Annotated in this window: 23 protein-coding genes and 1 pseudogene; 1 reads left to right on the forward strand and 23 read right to left on the reverse strand. The window is 30.4% G+C overall.

Going from position 1 to position 20198, the window contains the following annotated elements; genetic code table 11:
* Positions 1 to 92 precede the first annotated feature (92 nt).
* The 23 genes and pseudogenes from Q4512_RS07080 to nfsB form a co-directional block, all read right to left on the reverse strand.
* Positions 93 to 578, reverse strand: coding sequence for a DUF962 domain-containing protein (locus Q4512_RS07080; protein WP_303423388.1), 486 nt, complete (start codon positions 576 to 578; stop codon positions 93 to 95).
* Positions 579 to 581: 3 nt separating this feature from the next.
* Entirely contained in the window at positions 582 to 1208 is a 627-nt protein-coding gene (locus Q4512_RS07085; RefSeq protein ID WP_303423390.1) for a TetR/AcrR family transcriptional regulator, read from the reverse strand.
* A 620-nt stretch (positions 1209 to 1828) separates the two neighbouring features.
* Positions 1829 to 2689, reverse strand: a complete 861-nt coding sequence (locus tag Q4512_RS07090; protein WP_303423392.1) for an SDR family oxidoreductase — start codon at positions 2687 to 2689, stop codon at positions 1829 to 1831.
* 103 nt (positions 2690 to 2792) lie between these two features.
* Positions 2793 to 3461, reverse strand: coding sequence for an aspartate/glutamate racemase family protein (locus Q4512_RS07095; RefSeq protein WP_303423394.1), 669 nt, complete (start codon positions 3459 to 3461; stop codon positions 2793 to 2795).
* 3 nt (positions 3462 to 3464) lie between these two features.
* Positions 3465 to 4460, reverse strand: coding sequence for an L-histidine N(alpha)-methyltransferase (locus Q4512_RS07100; protein WP_303423399.1), 996 nt, complete (start codon positions 4458 to 4460; stop codon positions 3465 to 3467).
* The gene (egtB, locus tag Q4512_RS07105) at positions 4461 to 5615 is read right to left on the reverse strand and encodes an ergothioneine biosynthesis protein EgtB (protein WP_368389411.1); all 1155 of its coding nucleotides are present in this window, start codon (positions 5613 to 5615) and stop codon (positions 4461 to 4463) included. It abuts the gene before it with no gap.
* 9 nt (positions 5616 to 5624) lie between these two features.
* Positions 5625 to 6365, reverse strand: coding sequence for a hypothetical protein (locus Q4512_RS07110; RefSeq protein ID WP_303423401.1), 741 nt, complete (start codon positions 6363 to 6365; stop codon positions 5625 to 5627).
* 6 nt (positions 6366 to 6371) lie between these two features.
* Complete coding sequence (locus tag Q4512_RS07115) at positions 6372 to 7982, reverse strand: glutamate synthase-related protein (RefSeq protein ID WP_303423403.1); 1611 nt, start codon at positions 7980 to 7982, stop codon at positions 6372 to 6374.
* A 97-nt stretch (positions 7983 to 8079) separates the two neighbouring features.
* Entirely contained in the window at positions 8080 to 8709 is a 630-nt protein-coding gene (locus Q4512_RS07120) for a ferric reductase-like transmembrane domain-containing protein (RefSeq protein ID WP_303423405.1), read from the reverse strand.
* A gap of 8 nt (positions 8710 to 8717) precedes the next feature.
* A complete protein-coding gene (locus Q4512_RS07125) occupies positions 8718 to 9095 on the reverse strand; it encodes a nuclear transport factor 2 family protein (RefSeq protein ID WP_303423407.1) in 378 nt (125 codons plus the stop codon).
* A gap of 2 nt (positions 9096 to 9097) precedes the next feature.
* Positions 9098 to 9295: a hypothetical protein gene (locus Q4512_RS07130; protein WP_303423410.1), complete on the reverse strand. Its 198-nt coding sequence runs from the start codon at positions 9293 to 9295 to the stop codon at positions 9098 to 9100.
* A gap of 104 nt (positions 9296 to 9399) precedes the next feature.
* On the reverse strand, positions 9400 to 9765 hold the full coding sequence (locus tag Q4512_RS07135) for a hypothetical protein (RefSeq protein ID WP_303423412.1): 366 nt from the start codon (positions 9763 to 9765) through the stop codon (positions 9400 to 9402).
* Between the two features lie 120 nt (positions 9766 to 9885).
* Positions 9886 to 10767, reverse strand: coding sequence for an AraC family transcriptional regulator (locus Q4512_RS07140; RefSeq protein WP_303423414.1), 882 nt, complete (start codon positions 10765 to 10767; stop codon positions 9886 to 9888).
* Complete coding sequence (locus tag Q4512_RS07145; protein ID WP_303423416.1) at positions 10767 to 12659, reverse strand: monovalent cation:proton antiporter-2 (CPA2) family protein; 1893 nt, start codon at positions 12657 to 12659, stop codon at positions 10767 to 10769. Before Q4512_RS07145 ends, Q4512_RS07140 begins: the two co-directional genes overlap by 1 nt.
* A 4-nt stretch (positions 12660 to 12663) precedes the next feature.
* Entirely contained in the window at positions 12664 to 13260 is a 597-nt protein-coding gene (locus tag Q4512_RS07150) for an NAD(P)H-dependent oxidoreductase (RefSeq protein WP_303423418.1), read from the reverse strand.
* 44 nt (positions 13261 to 13304) lie between these two features.
* Positions 13305 to 13925 (reverse strand): MarC family protein, encoded by a 621-nt coding sequence (locus tag Q4512_RS07155; RefSeq protein ID WP_303423420.1) that lies wholly within the window; start codon positions 13923 to 13925, stop codon positions 13305 to 13307.
* Between the two features lie 219 nt (positions 13926 to 14144).
* A complete protein-coding gene (locus tag Q4512_RS07160) occupies positions 14145 to 14345 on the reverse strand; it encodes a CsbD family protein (protein WP_303423422.1) in 201 nt (66 codons plus the stop codon).
* A 129-nt stretch (positions 14346 to 14474) separates the two neighbouring features.
* Positions 14475 to 15266 (reverse strand): SDR family NAD(P)-dependent oxidoreductase, encoded by a 792-nt coding sequence (locus Q4512_RS07165; RefSeq protein ID WP_303423423.1) that lies wholly within the window; start codon positions 15264 to 15266, stop codon positions 14475 to 14477.
* A gap of 135 nt (positions 15267 to 15401) precedes the next feature.
* Complete coding sequence (locus tag Q4512_RS07170; protein ID WP_303423424.1) at positions 15402 to 16364, reverse strand: 2OG-Fe(II) oxygenase; 963 nt, start codon at positions 16362 to 16364, stop codon at positions 15402 to 15404.
* Positions 16365 to 16568: 204 nt separating this feature from the next.
* A pseudogene (locus Q4512_RS07175) lies at positions 16569 to 16880 on the reverse strand (zinc-binding dehydrogenase); the annotation flags it as partial.
* A gap of 82 nt (positions 16881 to 16962) precedes the next feature.
* Positions 16963 to 17826 carry an AraC family transcriptional regulator gene (locus Q4512_RS07180; protein ID WP_303423426.1) on the reverse strand — a complete coding sequence of 288 codons (864 nt, stop codon included), beginning with the start codon at positions 17824 to 17826 and terminating at the stop codon, positions 16963 to 16965.
* 114 nt (positions 17827 to 17940) lie between these two features.
* Complete coding sequence (locus Q4512_RS07185; RefSeq protein WP_303423427.1) at positions 17941 to 18780, reverse strand: DUF4437 domain-containing protein; 840 nt, start codon at positions 18778 to 18780, stop codon at positions 17941 to 17943.
* Between the two features lie 27 nt (positions 18781 to 18807).
* Positions 18808 to 19467: an oxygen-insensitive NAD(P)H nitroreductase gene (gene nfsB, locus Q4512_RS07190; protein WP_303423429.1), complete on the reverse strand. Its 660-nt coding sequence runs from the start codon at positions 19465 to 19467 to the stop codon at positions 18808 to 18810.
* Between the two features lie 246 nt (positions 19468 to 19713).
* On the opposite strand from nfsB, the gene Q4512_RS07195 reads away from it, so the two are divergent.
* A complete protein-coding gene (locus Q4512_RS07195) occupies positions 19714 to 20058 on the forward strand; it encodes a helix-turn-helix domain-containing protein (RefSeq protein WP_303423431.1) in 345 nt (114 codons plus the stop codon).
* Positions 20059 to 20198: the final 140 nt, after the last annotated feature.

The raw sequence follows: 20198 nt of genomic DNA on the forward strand, positions 1-20198 counted from the left end.
GTTTTATTGGTTTTAACACTTTATAACTGAAGTATTAAAACATAAAAAAAACAGACGTTTCCATCTGTTTCTAAATGCTAAGATATATCTGTTTAAAATTTAATCTTTAAGGCTTCGAACACATGACTCATCGTCCAAGCTGGACCAATCATTAAAAACTGAAGATCTTTTAAAAAGGAAGGTTTTTTTCCTTCGTGATTATGACCTATAAATTGCCCAATCCAAGCTACTACAAAAAGGATAAGCATCATGATCCAAAGTGGTGCTATATTAAGTTGTGCAATTTGATGAATCCCAAAAAGTACTAAAGCAGAAAATAACAGCATTCCAATAAAAAGAACTACAGATAAACGTAAATAATAGAATAGTCCAAATAGAATGATTAAAGTTCCAAAATGCGCATACGATGTTAAAGTCGTTGGTAAACTATTCGTGATTATTTCTGGCATCGGAATACTAGCTAATAACCCAATTAAACTAAAGAAAATTAATGGCACACAAACATAGTGTATGGCAATATTCATTTTTGTTTGGTGGCTTTCTGCATATTCGGTTAAAAGGGAATCTATTTTTCTCATATATTATTTATTAGATATTTTTACAAATTTTCGTAATTGTTGATATTCTTCTAACCCTTTTGGGGTTAAATAAGGTAAAAATAAGGTCCAAAGCATTTCTATTGCAGAACACTTATTTACAGTATAATCTGTAGTTTGAATTGCTAATTTTTGCGATTGCCAAAAAGTACTAGTCATCCAAACGGTATAAATGGTTTTGTTGTAATCTATATATTGATTTTCTGCTTGCATTCTACCCGTTTCTATATAATAATCTATTAATTTTCTAGCTTCTTTAAAGCGAATTAAATTAGATGCTTCATATTGTTTCGCTATTTTGGGGTAGGTTTTAATAATATGTACTATATCATTAAAAAAGAAAGCATAGCGATATTGCAAATTGTCAAACTTTAACAGCATCTCTTGAAAATGAAATAAAGTGATATAGGTATTTTGTGGCAATATATAATCTAATGTTTCTGCATACATTTCTTTATAAATAACCTCTAATAGATCTGCTTTTATTTTATAATGGTAGCTTAAATTTCCTGCACTTATGCTTAGAGCATCTGCAATTTGTTTCATAGAAACATTGGAAATACCGTAGCTATTATATAGAGAAATAGCTTTTTTTTTAATTTTAGTTTTCAAATCCATTTTAGTAATAAAAAACTAATATATTAAAAATATTAGTAAGTGCTTACTAATTTATTTAAAACTATATTTCCATAGGGAAATATAATAGTCGTATTTTTTGTAGCATATTCCATTTTAATAATACCAGAGATAGTAAAAACTAGTTATAATCATACCTAAATTACATTATATAGCTGCTGGAGATTTGAAAAAATAAATCTTAAAAACATTCTAAAAGCGTATACTTCTACACTAGAATCAGTGCGTTTAGACATGAAAATGCTTCCGAAAAAAGTATTAAAGGTCACAAAAGAAGCTACTAATAAAATCACGACACATTATCAAACCAGATTCATCATTAATGGTTATTATAAAGTAGCTAAAGAAATTAAATAGTGTTTATTTAGAAAAAACAGATACTGCTCCTACTATTTATTTACAGAACAAGGTGTGCTTTTTCGTTGTGTTTTTGGATCACAAGACAATGCAAAAAAACAGATTGTATTATACCTTGTAAAATTTAGTAGAAAAAGACAACTAACTCTACAACAAACACTTATTTAGTAACGAATTCGAATTTTATTGCAAACACCTTTAAAATTTTGGTATTGCTAAAAATAATTTATTAATTAAATTTAGATGGAATTAGCAAAATTAATGTATGCTTTTATCATTTCGACTGTAGATTTGTGTGGTCTACCAGCAACAATTTCAAAATCGGAAGTAACAGCATTTGCTCCTTCTTTAATGCCTTCGTAAATTCCTGCTATAACTGTTCCCATAAAATCACCTAAAGCAGCTGTTCTTTCTTTCTTATATGCTTCAACAGAAACATTATTAAAAATTAAATGTGTACCAAACACAATGTTTAAATAGTCTGCAAGTTCTCCTTGCGTTATAGCATTTCCTACAAGATTGTAAATTTTGCCATTATGTTTCTCTTCAATAAGCATTTTAGCATAAGCATAACCAAGTTCTTCACGACTAGTATAGGTGCATTTTCCTTCAGCTGCACAATTTCTAATTTCACCTTCTTTTATATAGGTGTCTAGATATTCTATATCTGGCTCAATGTAAATCCCATTTCTTCCAATACTCCATTCTAGACCAGAATTTTGTATGTCTTTTTCTGTTTGTCTGTTGGTTTGAACTATTGGACTAAAGGCGTTTCCTTTCTCTGCACCAACAATACTTGTATAAACTATTTTTTTTACGCCATTTAATTTAGCAGCTTCAATAACATTTCTATGCTGAACAATTCGTTTATCTGGTGCATCCATTCCAGAAACCAGTAAAACAGCATCTATTCCTTTTAATGCAGTATCAAAATCTTCACGACTATTATAATCTCCTTTTCTAATTGCAACACCTAAATGCTCTGCTTTTTGAGGGGTTCTAGCAATTGCTATTATATTATTTTTACCAATTAATGGAATAAGATGCTTTACAATAGAAGCTCCTAATTTTCCACTTGCTGATGTTACTGCTATTTTCATAATACTTTTTGTATACATTTTGCCTTATACTATTTTACAAAGGTTATTTATATTCCCTTGATATGGAAGATACATTTGAGACTAAAAATGGTAAATGTCTGCTTTATTTTAAAATACATTGAATGGCTTGCTCTATCTGAACCGTTGCCATATCTAAAAGGTTCTTAGATGTTTTTGGTTTTAAAATAGATAATTCTGTACAAGCCAATACTACTGGGTGTTTTGCGGAATAAATATCGATAAGTGTATGGAATTTTTCAATATCTTCCATGGTTTCTGTTTCGTTATACACTTGTTTTCTAAACACATCAAGAAACTGCATATCTTCTTCTGAAGGTACTATCCATTCAATAGCATTTTCAGAAAATTTATTTTTTATGTAGGAAGCATGCATGCTGAATAAAGAACCAAACAAAACCACTTTTTTCCAATGGTTGGCTTTTATTTTTTTTATACTTAAAGAAATAGGATGATGCACCTTTTTATTGATATTTAATCTATCTATTGTTTCATGAAGCGTAATATTTGGAATTAAAACATGTTCTACTTGCAGTTTTTCTATTTCATCTGTATACTGTTTTACAACCATATCTAATTCTTTTGAAGTGTTTGGTAATAAAACATTAATAGTATTAAAATTAATGTTTAATAGTATAAAAGGACAGGTAGAATAATTTCCTTTTACAATATTATATAAACGATTTAATTCGCTTAGATAAAATAATGTGGAGCGACTACCAAGTCCTAAAACGGCTAGATTTGTTATTTCCATTTGCTAGTTTCTTGTCAATATATAATCTGCAAAATATGCTTTACTATCTAGTATTTTAGTTTGAAGAGTAAAGTCTGTATTTGCTATTATTTTTTCGATTAAAGCATCGTTATATTTTCTAGAAATTTCGGTGTGAATTTTTTCATCTGCTTCAAAAGTATAAGAAGTTTCTAATGCATTTATAGTTACTGTTTGTTGTTCTGTACTTACTATGTAACTTTTAGCAATACCTTCCTCTTTATTATATTCTGGCTGATGTTTAAAGTTTTTTAGATTAAAATCGGCACCTAATTCTTCATTTATTCTATGCAATAAATTAAGATTAAATTTAGCGGTAATTCCTTGCTTATCATTATAAGCAGGTAATACAATTTCTTTCGCCTTAATTAAATCTACACCTAATAACAGTTTGTCTCCAGGTTTTAAATTAGCACCTAAATTATAGATGAATTCAGCAGCTTTTTCATCATCCATATTTCCAATATTAGAACCTAAAAATAAAATAACTTTGGGTTTACTACTCTTTTTTAACGAAGCTAATATTTTAAAATAATCACCTTGTTGTGTTTTAACAGATACATTTGGTAATGTATTTGAAAGGTCTTTTTTTAATAATTGCAATGCATTTGATGAAATATCTATAGGTAAATAATCAAAGGTATAGTTTTGCTTATCTAAAGAACGCAACAATTTTTTAGTTTTTAAACCGTCACCAGCTCCTAACTCAATTAATTCAAAAGGTGTATTGGAATTTAATTGTAGAGCGTTTATTAAATCTTGTGTTTTATTTTGAAAAATATCTAATTCACTTCGAGTTAGATAGTATTCTGGAAGATTCATGATCTCCACAAAAAGTGCATCACCAATTTTATTATAGAAATATTTTGAGGATAAGGTTTTAGGATTGGAATCTAGTCCTTGTTTTACATCCTTTTTAAATGTTTCTAGCATCTCTATATTTTGGCTATTATGATTTTTAGTTTTTGTTAGGTCTATCATCTATTTTGCTAGTCTAATTCCAGTAAATTGCCACCTTTCTGTTGGGTTAAAAAAATTACGATATGTTGGTCTGCTATGGTTTTTAGAAGTCGCTACAGAAGCACCACGAAGTACCATTTTATTACTCATAAATTTACCATTATACTCACCTACTGCTCCATTTTCGGTTTCAAAATTTGGATATGGCAAATAAGCACTATTTGTCCATTCCCAACGTTTTCCCCAATGGAGTGCTTTGGATGCAATTTCCCATTCAAATTCGGTTGGTAAACGCATCCCTTTCCATGCAGCAAAGGCATTAGCTTCAAAGAAATTAATATGACTTAAAATAGCATCTTTAGCTACTTTTTGTATTCCTGCAAGGGTATAACTATGCCACTCACCATCTATTTTATGCCAATACATTGGTGCTTTTATTTCATTTTTATTTACCCAAGACCAACCTTCATCTAACCAAAGATTAAAATCGGAATATCCACCAGATTGCATAAATTCAAGATATTCACCATTAGTGACCAAGTGATTGTTGATTTCAAAATCGTCGACATATACTTTGTGTACACCTAATTCATTATCATAACAAAAACCATCTTCTTGATGACCAATTTGGTATACACCAGATTGAATTTTAACGCTATTTGCAGTTGTATTTTCGTCTTTAATTAAATTGAAATCTTTGTGATACTCCGGAAAAATAGGATTATGACCAAGCATGTATTTCACATCTGTAATTAACAATTCTTGATGTTGCTGCTCGTGATTTAAACCAAGAATGACTAAATCGATTATGTTTTCGTCTGAAGTATTTTTCAGAAAATCTTGCATTTTAGCATCTACATATGTTCTGTATGCAAAAACTTTGTCTGTGCTTGGACGCGACATGTTGCCTCTGTTGTTTTGTAAAATTCTATCGCCAAGATTGTTGTAATAACTATTAAAGAGAAAATTAAAATCGGCATCAAACTCTTTATAATCTTTTACATAATTTTTAAGGATAAAAGTTTCAAAAAACCAAGTCGTATGTGCTAAATGCCATTTTGCAGGACTTGCAAATTGTACCACTTGAATAGAAAAATCTTCTATGTGCAAATGGCTGCAAAAATCTATAGTCGCTGTTCTTACGTCGTTATACTTTTTTATAATGTCTATTTTCAAACTGAATTTTTATCTATTAAATGGATTTATGGCTTCTTTAAAAAACAAAACTGCTTCTTTTTTTGAAACTTGTGTCGCTGGTAAAATGGCACCTTTAAAGTCTTTATTAATCCATGTACCATTTTTTAAAGCATTAAAATTTGAAGGTTCTATTGCTTTTCCATCTTTATAACCACTAATATAAAGATAATGCACATCGCTTAAATTATCAGGAATTGCCAATCCAAGACCAAAGCTCATAGCACTGTCATCTAATTGTGTGTAGATACCAGTATCAAAATGATGTGGCCAAACCCTAATACTTGCAGTTTTATTAAAATCTGTATTGATTTGCTCTAAGCTTAATTGCGCTAATGTTCTTAATTGAATTAACTCTTTTAATTCTTCAGTACTTTCTAATTGAAAGATATAAGAATTATCAATGCTATATGGTAAATCGTAGTGTAAGTTATAGGTGTATGCTTTATCTAAATGAGATTTAGAAGTGTCTGTTAACCAACTCAATACATCTTGATGCGTCGCGCCATCTAAATCGAATGAAACTGTTTTGGCTTTTGATTTCCATTGTAATGAAAAGTCGTTATAATTTAAACATAACTGGTCTCCATTTTTTGAAAGTAAATGTGATTCTAAGGAAGCTTTGCTAACGTTAAAACCCATATTGGTGTGACTATCATCATCTTTTTTATCAAGAAAACTAATTCCAGCAGCAGATAAATATTGTGCTGCTATATGCATTTGTTCTTTCATAGTTTCTTAGTTTATTCCAGCGTAGTTTATTCCTGTTAGTTTATGAATATCAACATCAAAAGTAGACAAATCATCATGATTAAATTTATTGACATCATCATAACCACAAGCTCTTGCGACTACTTTAATTAAATCATTTGTAGCATCAAAAAAGTTATGTAATTGTTTTGCAGATGAGTCAATAATTATACGACTACGTAACGATTCTTTTTGAGTTGCAATACCCACAGGACAATTATTACTTCCACAAGCACGCATACCTAAACAACCGATAGCTTGTAAAGCTGAATTTGAAACTGCAATGGCATCTGCACCAAGCATTAATGCTTTTGCAAAATCTTCAGCAACTCTAAGTCCACCAGTAATTACCAATGTAATATTGTTGGCTCCAACTTTATCTAAATATTTACGAGCTCTAGCTAATGCTGGAATCGTTGGAACATTAATATGGTCTCTTAAAATGGTTGGTGCAGAACCTGTTCCGCCTCCACGACCATCGAGTATGATGTAATCCACACCAACATCTAGTGCAAATTGTATGTCTTTTTCAATATGACTTGCCGCTATTTTAAATCCGATAGGAATTCCGCCAGTTCTCTCACGAACTTGTTTAGCAAAATCTTTGAAATCATCTACACCATGAAAATCAGGAAACGTTGCTGGTGAGATAGCCGTTTCTCCTTCTTTTAATCCTCTTACTTCGGCAATTTCTTTACTTACTTTACTGCCTGGTAAATGTCCGCCAGTACCTGTTTTTGCACCTTGACCACCTTTAAAGTGAAACGCTTGAACATTATCTAATTTATCCCAAGAAAATCCAAATTGAGCAGATGCTAATTCATAAAAATATCTCGAGTTATTAGCTTGTTCATCAGGAAGCATTCCGCCTTCACCAGAACAAATACCTGTTCCTGCAAGTTCTGCACCTTTAGATAATGAGATTTTAGCTTCTCTAGATAAAGCACCAAAACTCATGTCACTTACAAATAAAGGAATATCTAATTCTAATGGTTTTTTAGCATTTGGACCAATAACCACTTTAGTCACCACAGATTCTTCATCCAATAAAGGACGTGTTGCTAATTGCGCTGGTAAAAACTGTATGTTATCCCATTTAGGTAATGTATTTCTATCAACACCCATGGAGGCAGAAAAGCCATGATGACCAAGGTTTTTAAGTCCGTTTTGAGCTAATTCTTTAATATAACCTGTGTAAGGTTCTGTATCTTCAGGATGTGTATCTGCATAAGCACCTAAGTAGGCATCACGATTAAAAGGTTGAGGATTATTAACTAAATAAGCATCGATTTCAAAGGCATCAACAAATAAATCATCACCTTCAATTTTTGTTGAAAATTTATGAAGTACCTCTTTATTATTATATTCTGAAACTCCTGAATCTACACGATAATCCCATCCGTGAACACCACAAATTAGGTTGTGTCCATCTACATGACCATCAGACATTAAAGCGCCTCGATGCAAACACCTTCCGTAAAGCACAGAAATATCGTCATCGAACTTTACAATGACTAAATCTAAACCATTGACCAAAGCGTGTTCTGGTACTTTATTTTTTAATTGACTTACTTTTAATACTTTGGTTGGTTGTTTCATTTTTTAGCTTTTTTGGTTTTTTATTATGTTTAGGTCGAACCAATTTTAAAAAAATTACAGAAACACAACATATAAAAGTTAAGACTGTACATCCTAATTAAGAATTCGCAATTTTTTTGTTTTTTCTAAAAATAACGAATTTATTTTTTACAACCGGAATTCTTATAATGAAACCTAAACCAATAATTACAGCATAGATTATCCAAGTTTTATCTAAAATAGCAACATGAATTAAGCTTAATAAAACGGCAACATATGCAAAGCTTTGAAGCTTTTTCCATCTCGCTTTTAGCTTTTTCATGGCTTTTCTATTTGAGGTAAGTAGCAACGGAATAAGAATTAAAACTGCTATAAACCCAGCAACATAATTAGTTTGTGTAAAGGTTTCTAAAAAACCTTCAGCAGCAATAAAAAAGATAAAATGTAATATACTCCAAACTGCGGTTGCAATTCCCATAGCTTGCCTAACAAAAAGGTTAGAAACACCGAAAATGATAAAGAAAGGTGTGCAAGTTAACACAGCAGTCATCCAACGAATTGCAAACTCACCTGTTACGTGATATAACATTTCTATAGTCGTTCTACCTTCACCAACAGCATTTTCAGCAAAAGACATAGATACCCCATTTGAAAAATCGATGTTTATCATTTTAAAAACCACCAATAATGGTAAACTAGATAAAATAGTAACAATTATCCAACCGTAATTTTTTTTAATAATTTTCATATAACTAATTAATACATCGTATTATTATTAGCAGAAGTTTTTGGAATTTGTTGTATGCTATCCCAATGTTCTACAATTTTTCCGTTGGTATTAAACCTAAAAAAATCCATAGTTATATATTGATCGTTATCTGGCCAGATTTGATGTGTATGTAATGCAACTAAATCACCTTCAGCAACAGCTCTCACAAAATCCATAGTTTTAACAGGATATTCTTTTTGCATGCGATCAAAATAATCTATAAACGCTTGCGGACCATCGGCAACCATTGGGTTATGCTGAATGTATTCATCTCCAACATATAATGCTACTGCTTTTGTTGGATTACCTTCGTAAGCCATTTTGTAAAAAGCAATGGCGTTTTTTTTATTTTGCTGAATATCCATAATTATATTTTAGTTTTTAATATTTCTAACTCCTTTTCTAAAGCCTCAGCTTTATCCTTAAATTTTTGCATTGCTTTTTTAAGCTGACCTATTTTTTTGAAGGCTTCATCATCTTGTACAGCTTCAAAAGACTCAATAGTTCCTTTTACTTTATATTTTGCTTTAGCGCCACATTTTGGGCATGTTTTTATATCTGACATTAGTTTTTTTAATTTATTAAGAACTTTACTATATGCTATAAATAGAAAAGGCTACTATAGGGAAAGTAACCTTTTACTACTTGCTATTAATCAATGATTACTATTTAATTTACTAAATAGCGGGACATTTTCATAGTGCTTCCTTCAATCATGTTTGCAAAATCTGCTACAGATTCATCTTTCATAAACTTAGCCATTGAAGCTTCTGCATCTTCCATTGTTTTCCATTTGGCTACTACCAAAAAAGTTTTAGTGTCTTCGTTATAAGCACTTTCTCGACTTATATAACCTGGTTGTTTACTTGTGTAATTAGCATCTACTTTTGCGTCTTCAATCCAGTAATTCTCATTACTTACTGCTTCTTTAATTTTATATGTTGTTACTTCAATAACGTAAGTATTTATGGTTTTTTCTTTTTTTGTGAAGCTTAATAAGGTGATACTCGTTAATAGAATTAATAAATATTTCATGATTTTATTGTTTATTAAATATTACTTGTTTACAAGTGTTTAGGTAAACAAATTTAAAATTTAAGAAAGTTTCTTTAGAGATAAATATGAGTGTAAAAATGGTTAATATCGAACCTATACTTACAAATAGTTCTTTTTGAAGTTGTTTGGGGTAAAACCCGTATGCTTCTTAAAATATTTTACAAAGTTTGTGGGTTCTTGAAAACCTAAATCATACGCAAGTTCTGAACTTTTAATATCCGAATTTATAAGCAATCTTTTGCCTTCAAGTATGATAAATCGATCTATATATTGTTTTGCAGTAATGGACACAGTGGCCTTACAAATGGTATTTAAATGTTTGTAAGTAATATGAAGTTTTTCAGCATAAAAATCTGCATTTCTGCTGGCTTTAAAATGAAGTTCTAGAAGTGCTTTAAAATCTAAAAATATATTTATTTGCTTAGATTGCTTTATATGAAAAGGCTGGAATTGCTTTAGGCCTTCTAACTTAGAAAAAATGATAGCGTATAATGATTTATAGGTGTTTTGCTGATTTAAATCTTCTGTTTGATTGTTATACTCCTCATAAAACAAATCAAAATAACGTGTCATATTAGAATCTTGTGGCACTTGAATACTTGGTGAAAATAAGTGCGTATTAAACAACCTTAAATATTCATTTTTTGGTAAATTATTTATCTGATTTTTTAAATAGGCTTCCGTAAATAATAAAATGTAGCCTTTTAATTTTTTTGTAAATTGAAAAGCATTTATTTGCCCTTTAGATAGATGGATAATGGTATTTTTCTTTACAGGATGCCATACAAAATCTACCAATTGCTTGCTTTCTCCCTGCGTGTAAAAAACAATCATGTGAAAAGCAACCTGATGTGCTTTTTCTGGATTATGGTCTATAATTTCGGTTTTACGAGAAGCAAGACTTTCAATGGTTAAAATTTCAATACCACTATTTTTTGGTTTTTTAGAATCGAAAACAATGTGCGGTACCTTTTTTTGCATTACATTTTTGTTTTAGAATTTTCTAAAGCTTTTCTAATATGCTCACTATCCCAATGATTATCGAAGTCTACAATACCACGTTTAAAATCTTCATTTAAGAATTTTTCTTGTTGTTCTAATTCTTTTCGAGCTTTAAAAATATAATTTTCCTTTCGTTCTGGTTCCGCAGCTAATCTTCTTAAACTATCCTCATCGTATTTAATAAAATTCTGAACTTGTCTATTTAGTGTATATTTTCTGAAACCCATTTTACTCAACACATCTTTGGCTAAAGTTAAAGAAGTTTCTAAAGATTCTCTATAAATATTTTCATGTCCAAGATTCAATAATTCATAAGCATCATATCTGTTTTTTGTACGAATCATAAGTTCTACATTAGGATATTTTTCTTTCACTATTTTACTAATAGCTTTGGAAACGCTAATTTTATTGGTAGCACAAATTATAATTTTAGCTTCGGAAATCCCAGCCGACTCGAGTAAATCTAGCCTTGTTGCATCTCCATAATAAACTTCAAATCCCATTTTTCTTAAAAAATCTACACGATTAGAGTCGTGATCTAAAATAGTAGCTTCTACACCATGCGAACGTAAAAACCTGCCTATAGTACTTCCAAAATGACCAAAACCAACTAATATTATTTTTTGTGATTTTGCAATATGATCCATTGGTCTTTTAATAGATTCTTTAGTTCCTGTTTTTGGCAGAATAAAACGCTCGTTAATAATACCGATTATTGGTGTTAAAGACATACTAAGTGCTGTAATTACGAGCATCATATCCATTTGTTCTTGAGACAAGATATGAAGCCCAAAAGCAAAAGATAACAGTACAAATGCAAATTCTCCAATTTGTGCTAAACTAAAAGTGAGCAGTAGTTTTTGGTCTAATTTTATTTTAAAGACATGTCCAGTAATGAATAAAACAAGCGCTTTTAAAACAACAATAGCTATTAATATCCCTCCAATAGTTAACGGGCTTTTTGCTATAACAATAAAATTAATAGACGCACCAACTGCCATGAAAAACAATCCTAAAAGTAAATTTTTAAAAGGTTCCAGTGTACTTTCTAGCTCGTGTTTAAATTCACTATTTGAGAGTACTACTCCACCTAGAAAGGCTCCCAAAGCAGGACTAATACCAACATATTCCATTAAAAAAGAAATTCCGAAAACAATTAATAATGCTGCAGCAATAAGTAATTCTCTAACCCCTGTTTTTGCTACTTTTCGTAACATAGGAACAATTAAATAACGGCCTGCAACAATAATTAAAACTACTGATAATATTATCGCCAACGTTTGAAATCCCATTGGTAAGCTTTCTAATAAATTGGTTTGTTCCGAATGGCTTTCCGCGGAAGCGTTATCCTCTGAATTAGATAATAATGGAATAAAACCTAACATAAAAATGACAATAATATCCTGGAACAATAAGATAGAAAATGACGAAGTACCAAAAGTAGTATCCATCAATCCTTTTTCTTTTATAGTTTGCATAGCAATTGCAGTAGACGATAAAGCAACTGCCATAGAAATCACTAAAGCGACTTCCCAATCGTATCCTAAAAAAGTAAATAATAAATAGGATAATAACATGGTTCCTCCTACTTGAAGACCTCCCATTCCTACAATAGTTTTCCGCATGTTCCAGAAATTTTTTGGTTCAATTTCTAATCCAATAAGAAATAACATCATTACTACTCCAAATTCTGCAAAGTGAAGTATATCATCACCTTCTTCACCTATAAAACCTAATACATAAGGACCAATTAATACACCAGCTAATAGATATCCAATAACAGAACTTAACCCTAAACGTTTAGCAATAGATACACAAATTATAGCTCCTGCTAAAAATACTATGGCTTCAAAAAGTATACTTCCAGTCATATTTTTAAGTTGATTTTAGTTGCGCTATATCATTAATAAAAGAATTGTTTTCAACATCAGAAACCTTTAGATCTGCTTGTAGTATATCGATTAATTTTCCATAATCATTTCTATAATCTACTAAAACTTTCTCTGTTAAATTATGTGTTCCCATAACTGCAAATGGCGGATAATAAATCATACCACATAAATTTGCAGTTTGCTCAAATGGTCTTAAAAATTGTTTAATGGTAAAACTATTATAGCCTTCAGAACAATACACTTCTTTTGAACCTCCAGTAGTAATAGCATTTAGGCATATTTTATTTTGTAATGCTTTACCCTCTGGACCATAAGCCCAATTAAACTCTAACACCATGTCAATCCATTGTTTCATTAATGGCGGACAACTATACCAGTAAAAGGGATGATGCCAAATAATAATATCATGCTCTTCTAATAATTGTTTTTCCTTTAAAACATCTATATGAAAATCTGGATATTGCTCATATAAATCATGAAAAGTAACATGTTCTTTATCTTTAATATGGTTTATTAAAACTGTATTTACTCGAGATTTTTCGAATTTAGGATGTGAAAATAAAACAAGAACTTTTTTCATATTATAAATGTAATTAAAAAACAAATAACTTTAAATAGTTCATTTTAAGTTATTAAATGAAATGAAATCTTAATTCCTTGAATAATCATACCGGTTCCAATTATTGCTATAATTAACCCCATTATTTTTCCAATTACAGAAATCACATTATGACCAACTATGCGAACGATTAGATCACTTAATCTAAAAGTCAAATATGTTAGTAAGCTCATGGAACCGAATATTAGAATTACCAAAATAATATGAATAGTTTCTACATTTGAAACAAAATTCATTGCAGTTACAATGGTTCCTGGCCCTGCTAAAATTGGTATAGCCAAAGGGGAAACAGCAATATTTTCATCAATATGAACATTATCCAGCGTTTTTACATTAGATTGTTTTGACTGAAGCATATCAAAACCTATAAAAAAGATTAAAATTCCACCAGTAATTTTAAAGGCTGGAATACTAATGTTAAATAATTCGAAAATATACTTTCCCAAAAGCACAAAAACGGCAACAATAATAAATGCTATAAGATTGGATCGTTTGTTTATATCATGCTTCGTTTTCTTATCTGCACCTTGTGTTAAAGATAGAAAAACAGTCATATTGGATATAGGATTAGTTATAGCAAAAAAGGCTGTAAATACTGTAATTGAAAATGTAATTAGATTATCCATTTTAATAAAAATTTAATCGTGCAATAACTTGAATATCTTCTATTTCACCAAAGGTTTTTAACTTTTTTTAAGATTATTTAAATTCTAAAAAAAAACAATCTTTGTTTACGCTTTATTATTTACAATTAAAACAAGAGTTTGAAGTATTTCATATAAGAAATGCTGAGATTAATAGTAATTATTCTCAGCATTTAATTTTTAAATTATTGTAGGATTGTATTAGAATTTTAAACTTTCTAAAAAAGCATTTACTTTTTCTTTAGATTCTCCTGTTTTTTTCTGAATTCTTCCTACTAATTCATCTTCTTTTCCTTCTTGGTAGTTTAAATCATCATCGGTTAAATCTCCCCATTTTTGTTTTAATTTACCTTTAGCAATATTCCAGTTTCCTTTTAATTTGTCTTCTATCGCGTTCGTCATTTTATTTGCTTTTTTAAGTTAAATAAACCATTATTGGCTTACACTTTCAAAAGTAACGCTAAACAAAAATAAACCTTGACGCTATCGATTTAAAAATTAGTTCATATCAAAATAAAAGAAATCTAATATTTAAATCAAATGCTTAGTTATCTCTAGTAAATTGTTCATTTTAGTTGCATCATAAGCATCTGGGTGTGCGTTACCAAAACCTCCTTTATCATTATCAAAATACTTACCGGACTCGTTTTTATTTGCTTCAGACATTGCTAAATCATAAAGGATATCTACACCTTTTTCTGCTGGAGACCAATGTTGTCCATAAGCTTCTTTAGCCATTTTAGTATTTAATAAAGAACCTGGATTTACAGCAATAGTAGTGATATTAGGGTGCTGCTTAGCAAAATGAAAACTCCACATGGTTAATGCCAATTTACTTTGTGCATAAGCATCGCTTGCGTTAATAGTAACAACTCCTGTAAGAATACCTTTTTTAACGGTAGATTGTGCTGCAGAACTTAAATTAATAATTCTTGTATTTGCACCTTTTTCTAAAACAGGTACAATTGACTCCGTTAAAATATAAGGCGCTAAATAGTTAACAGCCATTCTAATATCTAATCCGTCTTTTGTTTTCTCCAAAGGTGCTTTAAAAATTCCTGCATTGTTTATTAAAATATCAATACTTGTAATATTATTTTTAATTTGTGATGCCATTTGTTTTACAGCATTTAAATCTGAAAAATCGGCAACAAATCCTTTTATATTTTCGTTGTTTGAAGCGTTTTTAATTTCGGCAATAACACTGTCTACTTTAGCTTTGCTTCTTCCATGAACATATACTTCATGGCCTTCTTTAGCTAGTTTAAGAGCAGTAAGTTTTCCTATACCGTCTGTACTTCCTGTGATTAATATGGTTTTCATTTTTGTTGTGTTTTATTGAAATGTCAATTAGAGAGAAGTTCTCGATACTATTTTTCTTCAGAAATTCTTCTGAAGAAAAATCACTCGAACTGACATTCTGCTTTTATTACAATGTATTCTATTTTTTTATTCTTTTTAAAACGGTGCAGCTGTATCTTTTGGTCCATCTGGTAAGCTCCAACGTTGACGGGCTGTAACGCTTTCTAATGCAACATCTTTAATTGTATTACTACTGATATTTCCGTAGCTACTAGTGCTACCACGAGGAATTTGCATTTGATCTCCGTATAACCAAACTACCAAGTTACTACGTTGTCCGCTAGTAATTGGATGTGTAGCATGTGGTACATTACCTCTGTGAAGGATTGCTTTTCCTGGTTCAAAAATGGTTTGCACTGTTTTTCCTGAAGCTTTATCATAAAAATCAACTTCAGATCCTGTAAATACTTCATCAGGTAAGTTAATATTAATATTTAAAGTAGCTGCTGAAGCATCTGTGTGTGCATGTAAATCTTTATCCTTATCTGGATTATATTGAATTGAAAAACCAAAAGTTTGGTTATCGTAACCATAAGTACCAAGCAATAAACGTGCAATTGGACGCATAAAACGATCCATCATGTCGTTATAAAAGGCTTGGAAACTTGGCGCAGCTAAATGACCTTCAGAACGCTCATCTAACATCATTCCATAACGGTTTAATTGTATGCCATATGGTGCACGCTTAGGAATTTCAGAATTAACGACAGCTTCTAAATACTTATGGAATTCTGCTAAGCGTTCCACATCAAAAAACTGTGCAACATAAACACCAGGAATAATTTCTTCCCATAAATCGGCAACAGCATTTTCTTTTTCTGGGTTTTCCCAAGCATCATTTATTACTTTTCGCAATTTTGGATCAAGCAGCGATTCATCAGGAATTAGTAAATTGTCTTTGTTTTCCATTTCCCATGTTGCCCATGCTTCTTCCAGTAATTTTCTGTTGCTATTCCAAAAATGAGATACAGAAGGTTCACGTTTTAATGAAGCTTCGCGAGTTGGTTGCGTAAGTGCACGTGCTTGTTCTAGTGCATTTGTATTTGTTATTGTTTTCATGATTTATATATTTTAATTAATAACTACTGTTATTGTAATTATTTTAAGCAAAATTAAGGCTAAAAGATAGATGGTGTTTGGTAGTAAAAATGGTAGTTTTAGTAAAAAACAAGGTTTGCAGTATGTAAATGAAAAATGCTCCTAAAAAAGAGGCATTTTAACTACTAATCAACTTAAAAGGATTTATAAAAAATCCATTTATTTTTAATGCTCTACCACTATTTTTCCAATAGCTTTTCCGCTTACTAAATGTGCATAAGCATCTCCAACTTGTTCTAATGAAAATTGATTTTCATCTACAATTGGTGTTAAATGTCCTTCGTTTGAAATTTTAGCTAATGTTTCCAAAATGTTTCCGTGTTTATCTCTATTAAAATTATGCAACATTGGGATTAACATAAATACTACGTGCAAGGATGCACCTTTAAAATGTAATGGCGTTAAGTCTAACTCACATAATGAAACTGTAGTAGAAATATGTCCATTTAAAGCAACTGCTTCCATAGAATTGGTAAGATTTGCACCACCATTTTATTTGGTAGAAAACAAAGTGGTATTAGTAAAAAAAGAGGTTTCTTATAAAAAACTGAGCAAAAAACTAGTTCAAACTCGCTTTAAAAGCACTTAAACTAGTGCCTTTATAGGCTTGAAACGTTTTGTTTAAATAACTAGAATCTGTAAAACCGAGTTCTGCAGCAATTTCAGAATATTGCAAATCGGTATACTTCAACCTTGTTTCTACTAATTTTAATTTATAATTAATGATGTATTTTTTTAACGACACATCGGTATGTTTTTTAAAATATTCACTGATGTAATTATCTGCCATATGAAATTCTTCTGCCAAACTTTTGGTAGATAATACTTCGGAATTATAAATATTAGAATGAATATAATTGATGATTTGTTGAATTTTTGAAGACTTTACTTCCTTTACCGAATCTGAAGTATTTATAAACTGAATATTTCTGGCAATTAAATGAAGGATTACCGATAATGAATTTTCAATAATAAAAATATCGAAAGAATGTTTGTTTAAATATTCGGTAGCCACCATATTAATTAAGGATACTAAATGTGATCTGTCTGCATCAGTTTCAAATTGCATTTCACGAAGTTCGTGACTTTCGCTATTTAGAATTTCCTCAATTTTACGAAACCAATCGTTTACTGGAAGATTCGAATTTTGCGAACTTGTTTTTCTGAAAAAGCTCTTTAAAAACTTTATAGCTACTGTAGTTGTAGCCGATTCGGCATTAACGATATAAATATCATCTGGAATAAAAACAAAGACACTCTTTGGTTTGTAATTTACCGTTTTACCATTAATTTTTATGGTTCCTGTACCTTTTTCAAAATAAAGAATTTCGAAAAAACGAATGGTAGTATATTTACAAAACTCAAAAAATGTTTGGTCTTTGTATTGCGCAATGACAATATTTTCGATAATCGTTCTTGGCATGTAAATCTTTTTTTAAAGGTACTAAATATTTAAAATAGAAGAAGCCACAACATGGTGACTTCTTCTTGCTATTAATCCATAATTAGGGATTCAACTATTTTTTTAATTTAATATTTATTTTGAAATCACTTTATAATTTCCATTACTTCTAATATAAAGAACCGTTTCTTTTTCTGCTGAAATTATTGAAGTAGCATTTTCTTCTGCTCCAAAATAAGATGGTGCGTTTAATTCCTTTTTGGCTTCTTTTTTAGAAAACTGGTGTAAAATTCCACCAGAAATAACTACAGCTCTAAAATTTGGACTTAAATTTTTAATTTTTCCTTTAAAACCAGCTGGTAATTTTATTAAAGAAGCACGTAATTGATTTTTTTCGTGGCTTCCCCATAAAAAAGCAGTTTCTACATTACTTTTTTCTGAAATCCATTCCATGTCCTTAGCGTTTAACCATACTAAATTGGTTTTATCTACATTAATTGGTCGTTCCCCATTATCAAAAGCTTCGTCTGTTGGTTGTACTAAATATGGTCCTTCTTGTATATCTAAAAAAGCCATATTTTCTTCACCATCTGCTGCAGTAATATGCGCTTCTCCTGCTGGTTGTTGCCAGTAAGATCCTGCTGGTAGCCATTGTTTCTCTGCATTTTCATCATCATTATGCAATAAACCTTTAATGACCACACCACGATACGTAATGTTGTGAATGTGTGGTGGCGAAGAAAACCCTTTATTGAATTTTACTAAAAAACCTGCTGGTTCATTTTTGGTTCTGTCTCCCCAAAGTTTTCCTGCGGCTGGACTTTTATCGCCTCGTAACGGATTTAACCATCCCCATTCTACAGCATCTGCAGTTACTACTTCGTTTATAGACTTAATATTGTCTATTGTTGGTGTCTGTGCGTTTACAAAAACTCCTGAGACTAGTGCTAATGCGATTAAAATATATTTTTTCATAGCGTTTGATTTGAATAGAAATAACAATTATATTTCTGTGAATAATTCACTTTCTGGTAACCTAGATTTCGGTGTTTTATCAGTTGAATTAAAGTCAGATTCTGCTCTGTAACCTATTGAAACGGCAACTAAAGCAGTGAAACCTTTTTCTCTTAAACCAAATTCTTCATCTAAAGCTTTTACATCTATACCTTCCATTGGAGTAGCATCAATACCTAAACTAGCAACGCCTAATAAAAAGCTTCCTATATTTAAGTATACTTGTTTTTCCATCCAGTGTTGCTGGTCTTTTAAATCGTATTTATGAATACCTGCAAAAGCTTTTACTGCACCTAGGAATCCGTTTTTTATGTCTTCATTTGGAAATCTTCCATTTTTATCTTCAGTATCTGCAATATGATTAAAATACGTATCGTCAGCATCAGTTTTAACACAAAATAATACAACGGCTGAAGCGTTGGTTACTTTAGGTTCATTAAAATGAAAAAATCCCTGTGTTCCTTTTGCTATACGTGCTTTACCTTCTGTAGTTTCTGCAACAATAAAATGCCAAGGTTGTAGGTTGACGCTTGAAGGACTCATTCTTAATAAGTTTTTGACTTCCCCCATATCTGCTTCAGATATTTTCTTAGTTGCGTCATATTCTTTAGTTGTGTACCTCCAGTTTAATGTTTCTGATAAATTCATTTGTATATGTATTTTTTAGTTGACTAATAATTATACTATAAATAGTATAGTGCAAATGTAATTGTAGTATCTATTTCTCACAATAACGGTCAAAAAGGATAGTATAAAATATTGCACTTAAAAAAATTGTAAACCCAACAATATCAACACTTTTAGTCGAATGTTAAATTTACTATAAAAAGTATAGTTGTATAAATAAGTATAGTATTCTATCTTTGCCAAAGATTTAATACTTAAAAAATAATTATGTATACGTTTAAAGGAAAGGAATATCCATGTTGCGCCAGTTTAACCATGGGAATTATTGGAGGAAAATGGAAAACGGTAATTATGTTTCATTTAATTGATAAAACACTTCGTTATAATGAATTAAGAAAAGAAATGCCATCTGTTACCGAACGTACATTGAGTTTACAATTAAAAACTTTAGAAGAAGATGGAATAATTAAAAGAAAGGTTTACACCACTAAACCTCCTTTAAAAGTCGAATATTCGTTAACCGAATTTGGTAAAACATTGATTCCGGTTGTGCAATCTATTGCAGATTGGGGCGTTTATGCTGTTTCAGAAAAAGTTGCTATTATGGAATAACCTTTTTTAATAATAGTGTACTTCCCTTGCTTATAACCTAAATAAAACTGTTTTTCTGTTTTTTTAAAAAATTTAAATAAAACACTAATAAACAAATAGATACATGTAATTTAGGTGGTGTTTTACATTTAATAGTCCTT

The organism is Oceanihabitans sp. 2_MG-2023, from assembly GCF_030547245.1.
GTDB lineage: Bacteria > Bacteroidota > Bacteroidia > Flavobacteriales > Flavobacteriaceae > Oceanihabitans.

Bases quoted from the DNA above. Each gene is read 5' to 3' on its own strand.
- Q4512_RS07080 (WP_303423388.1), bottom strand. From the start codon at position 578: ATGAGAAAAATAGATTCCCTTTTAACCGAATATGCAGAAAGCCACCAA.
- Q4512_RS07090 (WP_303423392.1), bottom strand. From the start codon at position 2,689: ATGAAAATAGCAGTAACATCAGCAAGTGGAAAATTAGGAGCTTCTATT.
- Q4512_RS07095 (WP_303423394.1), bottom strand. From the start codon at position 3,461: ATGGAAATAACAAATCTAGCCGTTTTAGGACTTGGTAGTCGCTCCACA.
- Q4512_RS07100 (WP_303423399.1), bottom strand. From the start codon at position 4,460: ATGATAGACCTAACAAAAACTAAAAATCATAATAGCCAAAATATAGAG.
- Q4512_RS07110 (WP_303423401.1), bottom strand. From the start codon at position 6,365: ATGAAAGAACAAATGCATATAGCAGCACAATATTTATCTGCTGCTGGA.
- Q4512_RS07115 (WP_303423403.1), bottom strand. From the start codon at position 7,982: ATGAAACAACCAACCAAAGTATTAAAAGTAAGTCAATTAAAAAATAAA.
- Q4512_RS07120 (WP_303423405.1), bottom strand. From the start codon at position 8,709: ATGAAAATTATTAAAAAAAATTACGGTTGGATAATTGTTACTATTTTA.
- Q4512_RS07125 (WP_303423407.1), bottom strand. From the start codon at position 9,095: ATGGATATTCAGCAAAATAAAAAAAACGCCATTGCTTTTTACAAAATG.
- Q4512_RS07130 (WP_303423410.1), bottom strand. From the start codon at position 9,295: ATGTCAGATATAAAAACATGCCCAAAATGTGGCGCTAAAGCAAAATAT.
- Q4512_RS07135 (WP_303423412.1), bottom strand. From the start codon at position 9,765: ATGAAATATTTATTAATTCTATTAACGAGTATCACCTTATTAAGCTTC.
- Q4512_RS07140 (WP_303423414.1), bottom strand. From the start codon at position 10,767: ATGCAAAAAAAGGTACCGCACATTGTTTTCGATTCTAAAAAACCAAAA.
- Q4512_RS07145 (WP_303423416.1), bottom strand. From the start codon at position 12,659: ATGACTGGAAGTATACTTTTTGAAGCCATAGTATTTTTAGCAGGAGCT.
- Q4512_RS07150 (WP_303423418.1), bottom strand. From the start codon at position 13,260: ATGAAAAAAGTTCTTGTTTTATTTTCACATCCTAAATTCGAAAAATCT.
- Q4512_RS07155 (WP_303423420.1), bottom strand. From the start codon at position 13,925: ATGGATAATCTAATTACATTTTCAATTACAGTATTTACAGCCTTTTTT.
- Q4512_RS07160 (WP_303423422.1), bottom strand. From the start codon at position 14,345: ATGACGAACGCGATAGAAGACAAATTAAAAGGAAACTGGAATATTGCT.
- Q4512_RS07165 (WP_303423423.1), bottom strand. From the start codon at position 15,266: ATGAAAACCATATTAATCACAGGAAGTACAGACGGTATAGGAAAACTT.
- Q4512_RS07170 (WP_303423424.1), bottom strand. From the start codon at position 16,364: ATGAAAACAATAACAAATACAAATGCACTAGAACAAGCACGTGCACTT.
- Q4512_RS07180 (WP_303423426.1), bottom strand. From the start codon at position 17,826: ATGCCAAGAACGATTATCGAAAATATTGTCATTGCGCAATACAAAGAC.
- Q4512_RS07185 (WP_303423427.1), bottom strand. From the start codon at position 18,780: ATGAAAAAATATATTTTAATCGCATTAGCACTAGTCTCAGGAGTTTTT.
- nfsB (WP_303423429.1), bottom strand. From the start codon at position 19,467: ATGAATTTATCAGAAACATTAAACTGGAGGTACACAACTAAAGAATAT.
- Q4512_RS07195 (WP_303423431.1), top strand. From the start codon at position 19,714: ATGTATACGTTTAAAGGAAAGGAATATCCATGTTGCGCCAGTTTAACC.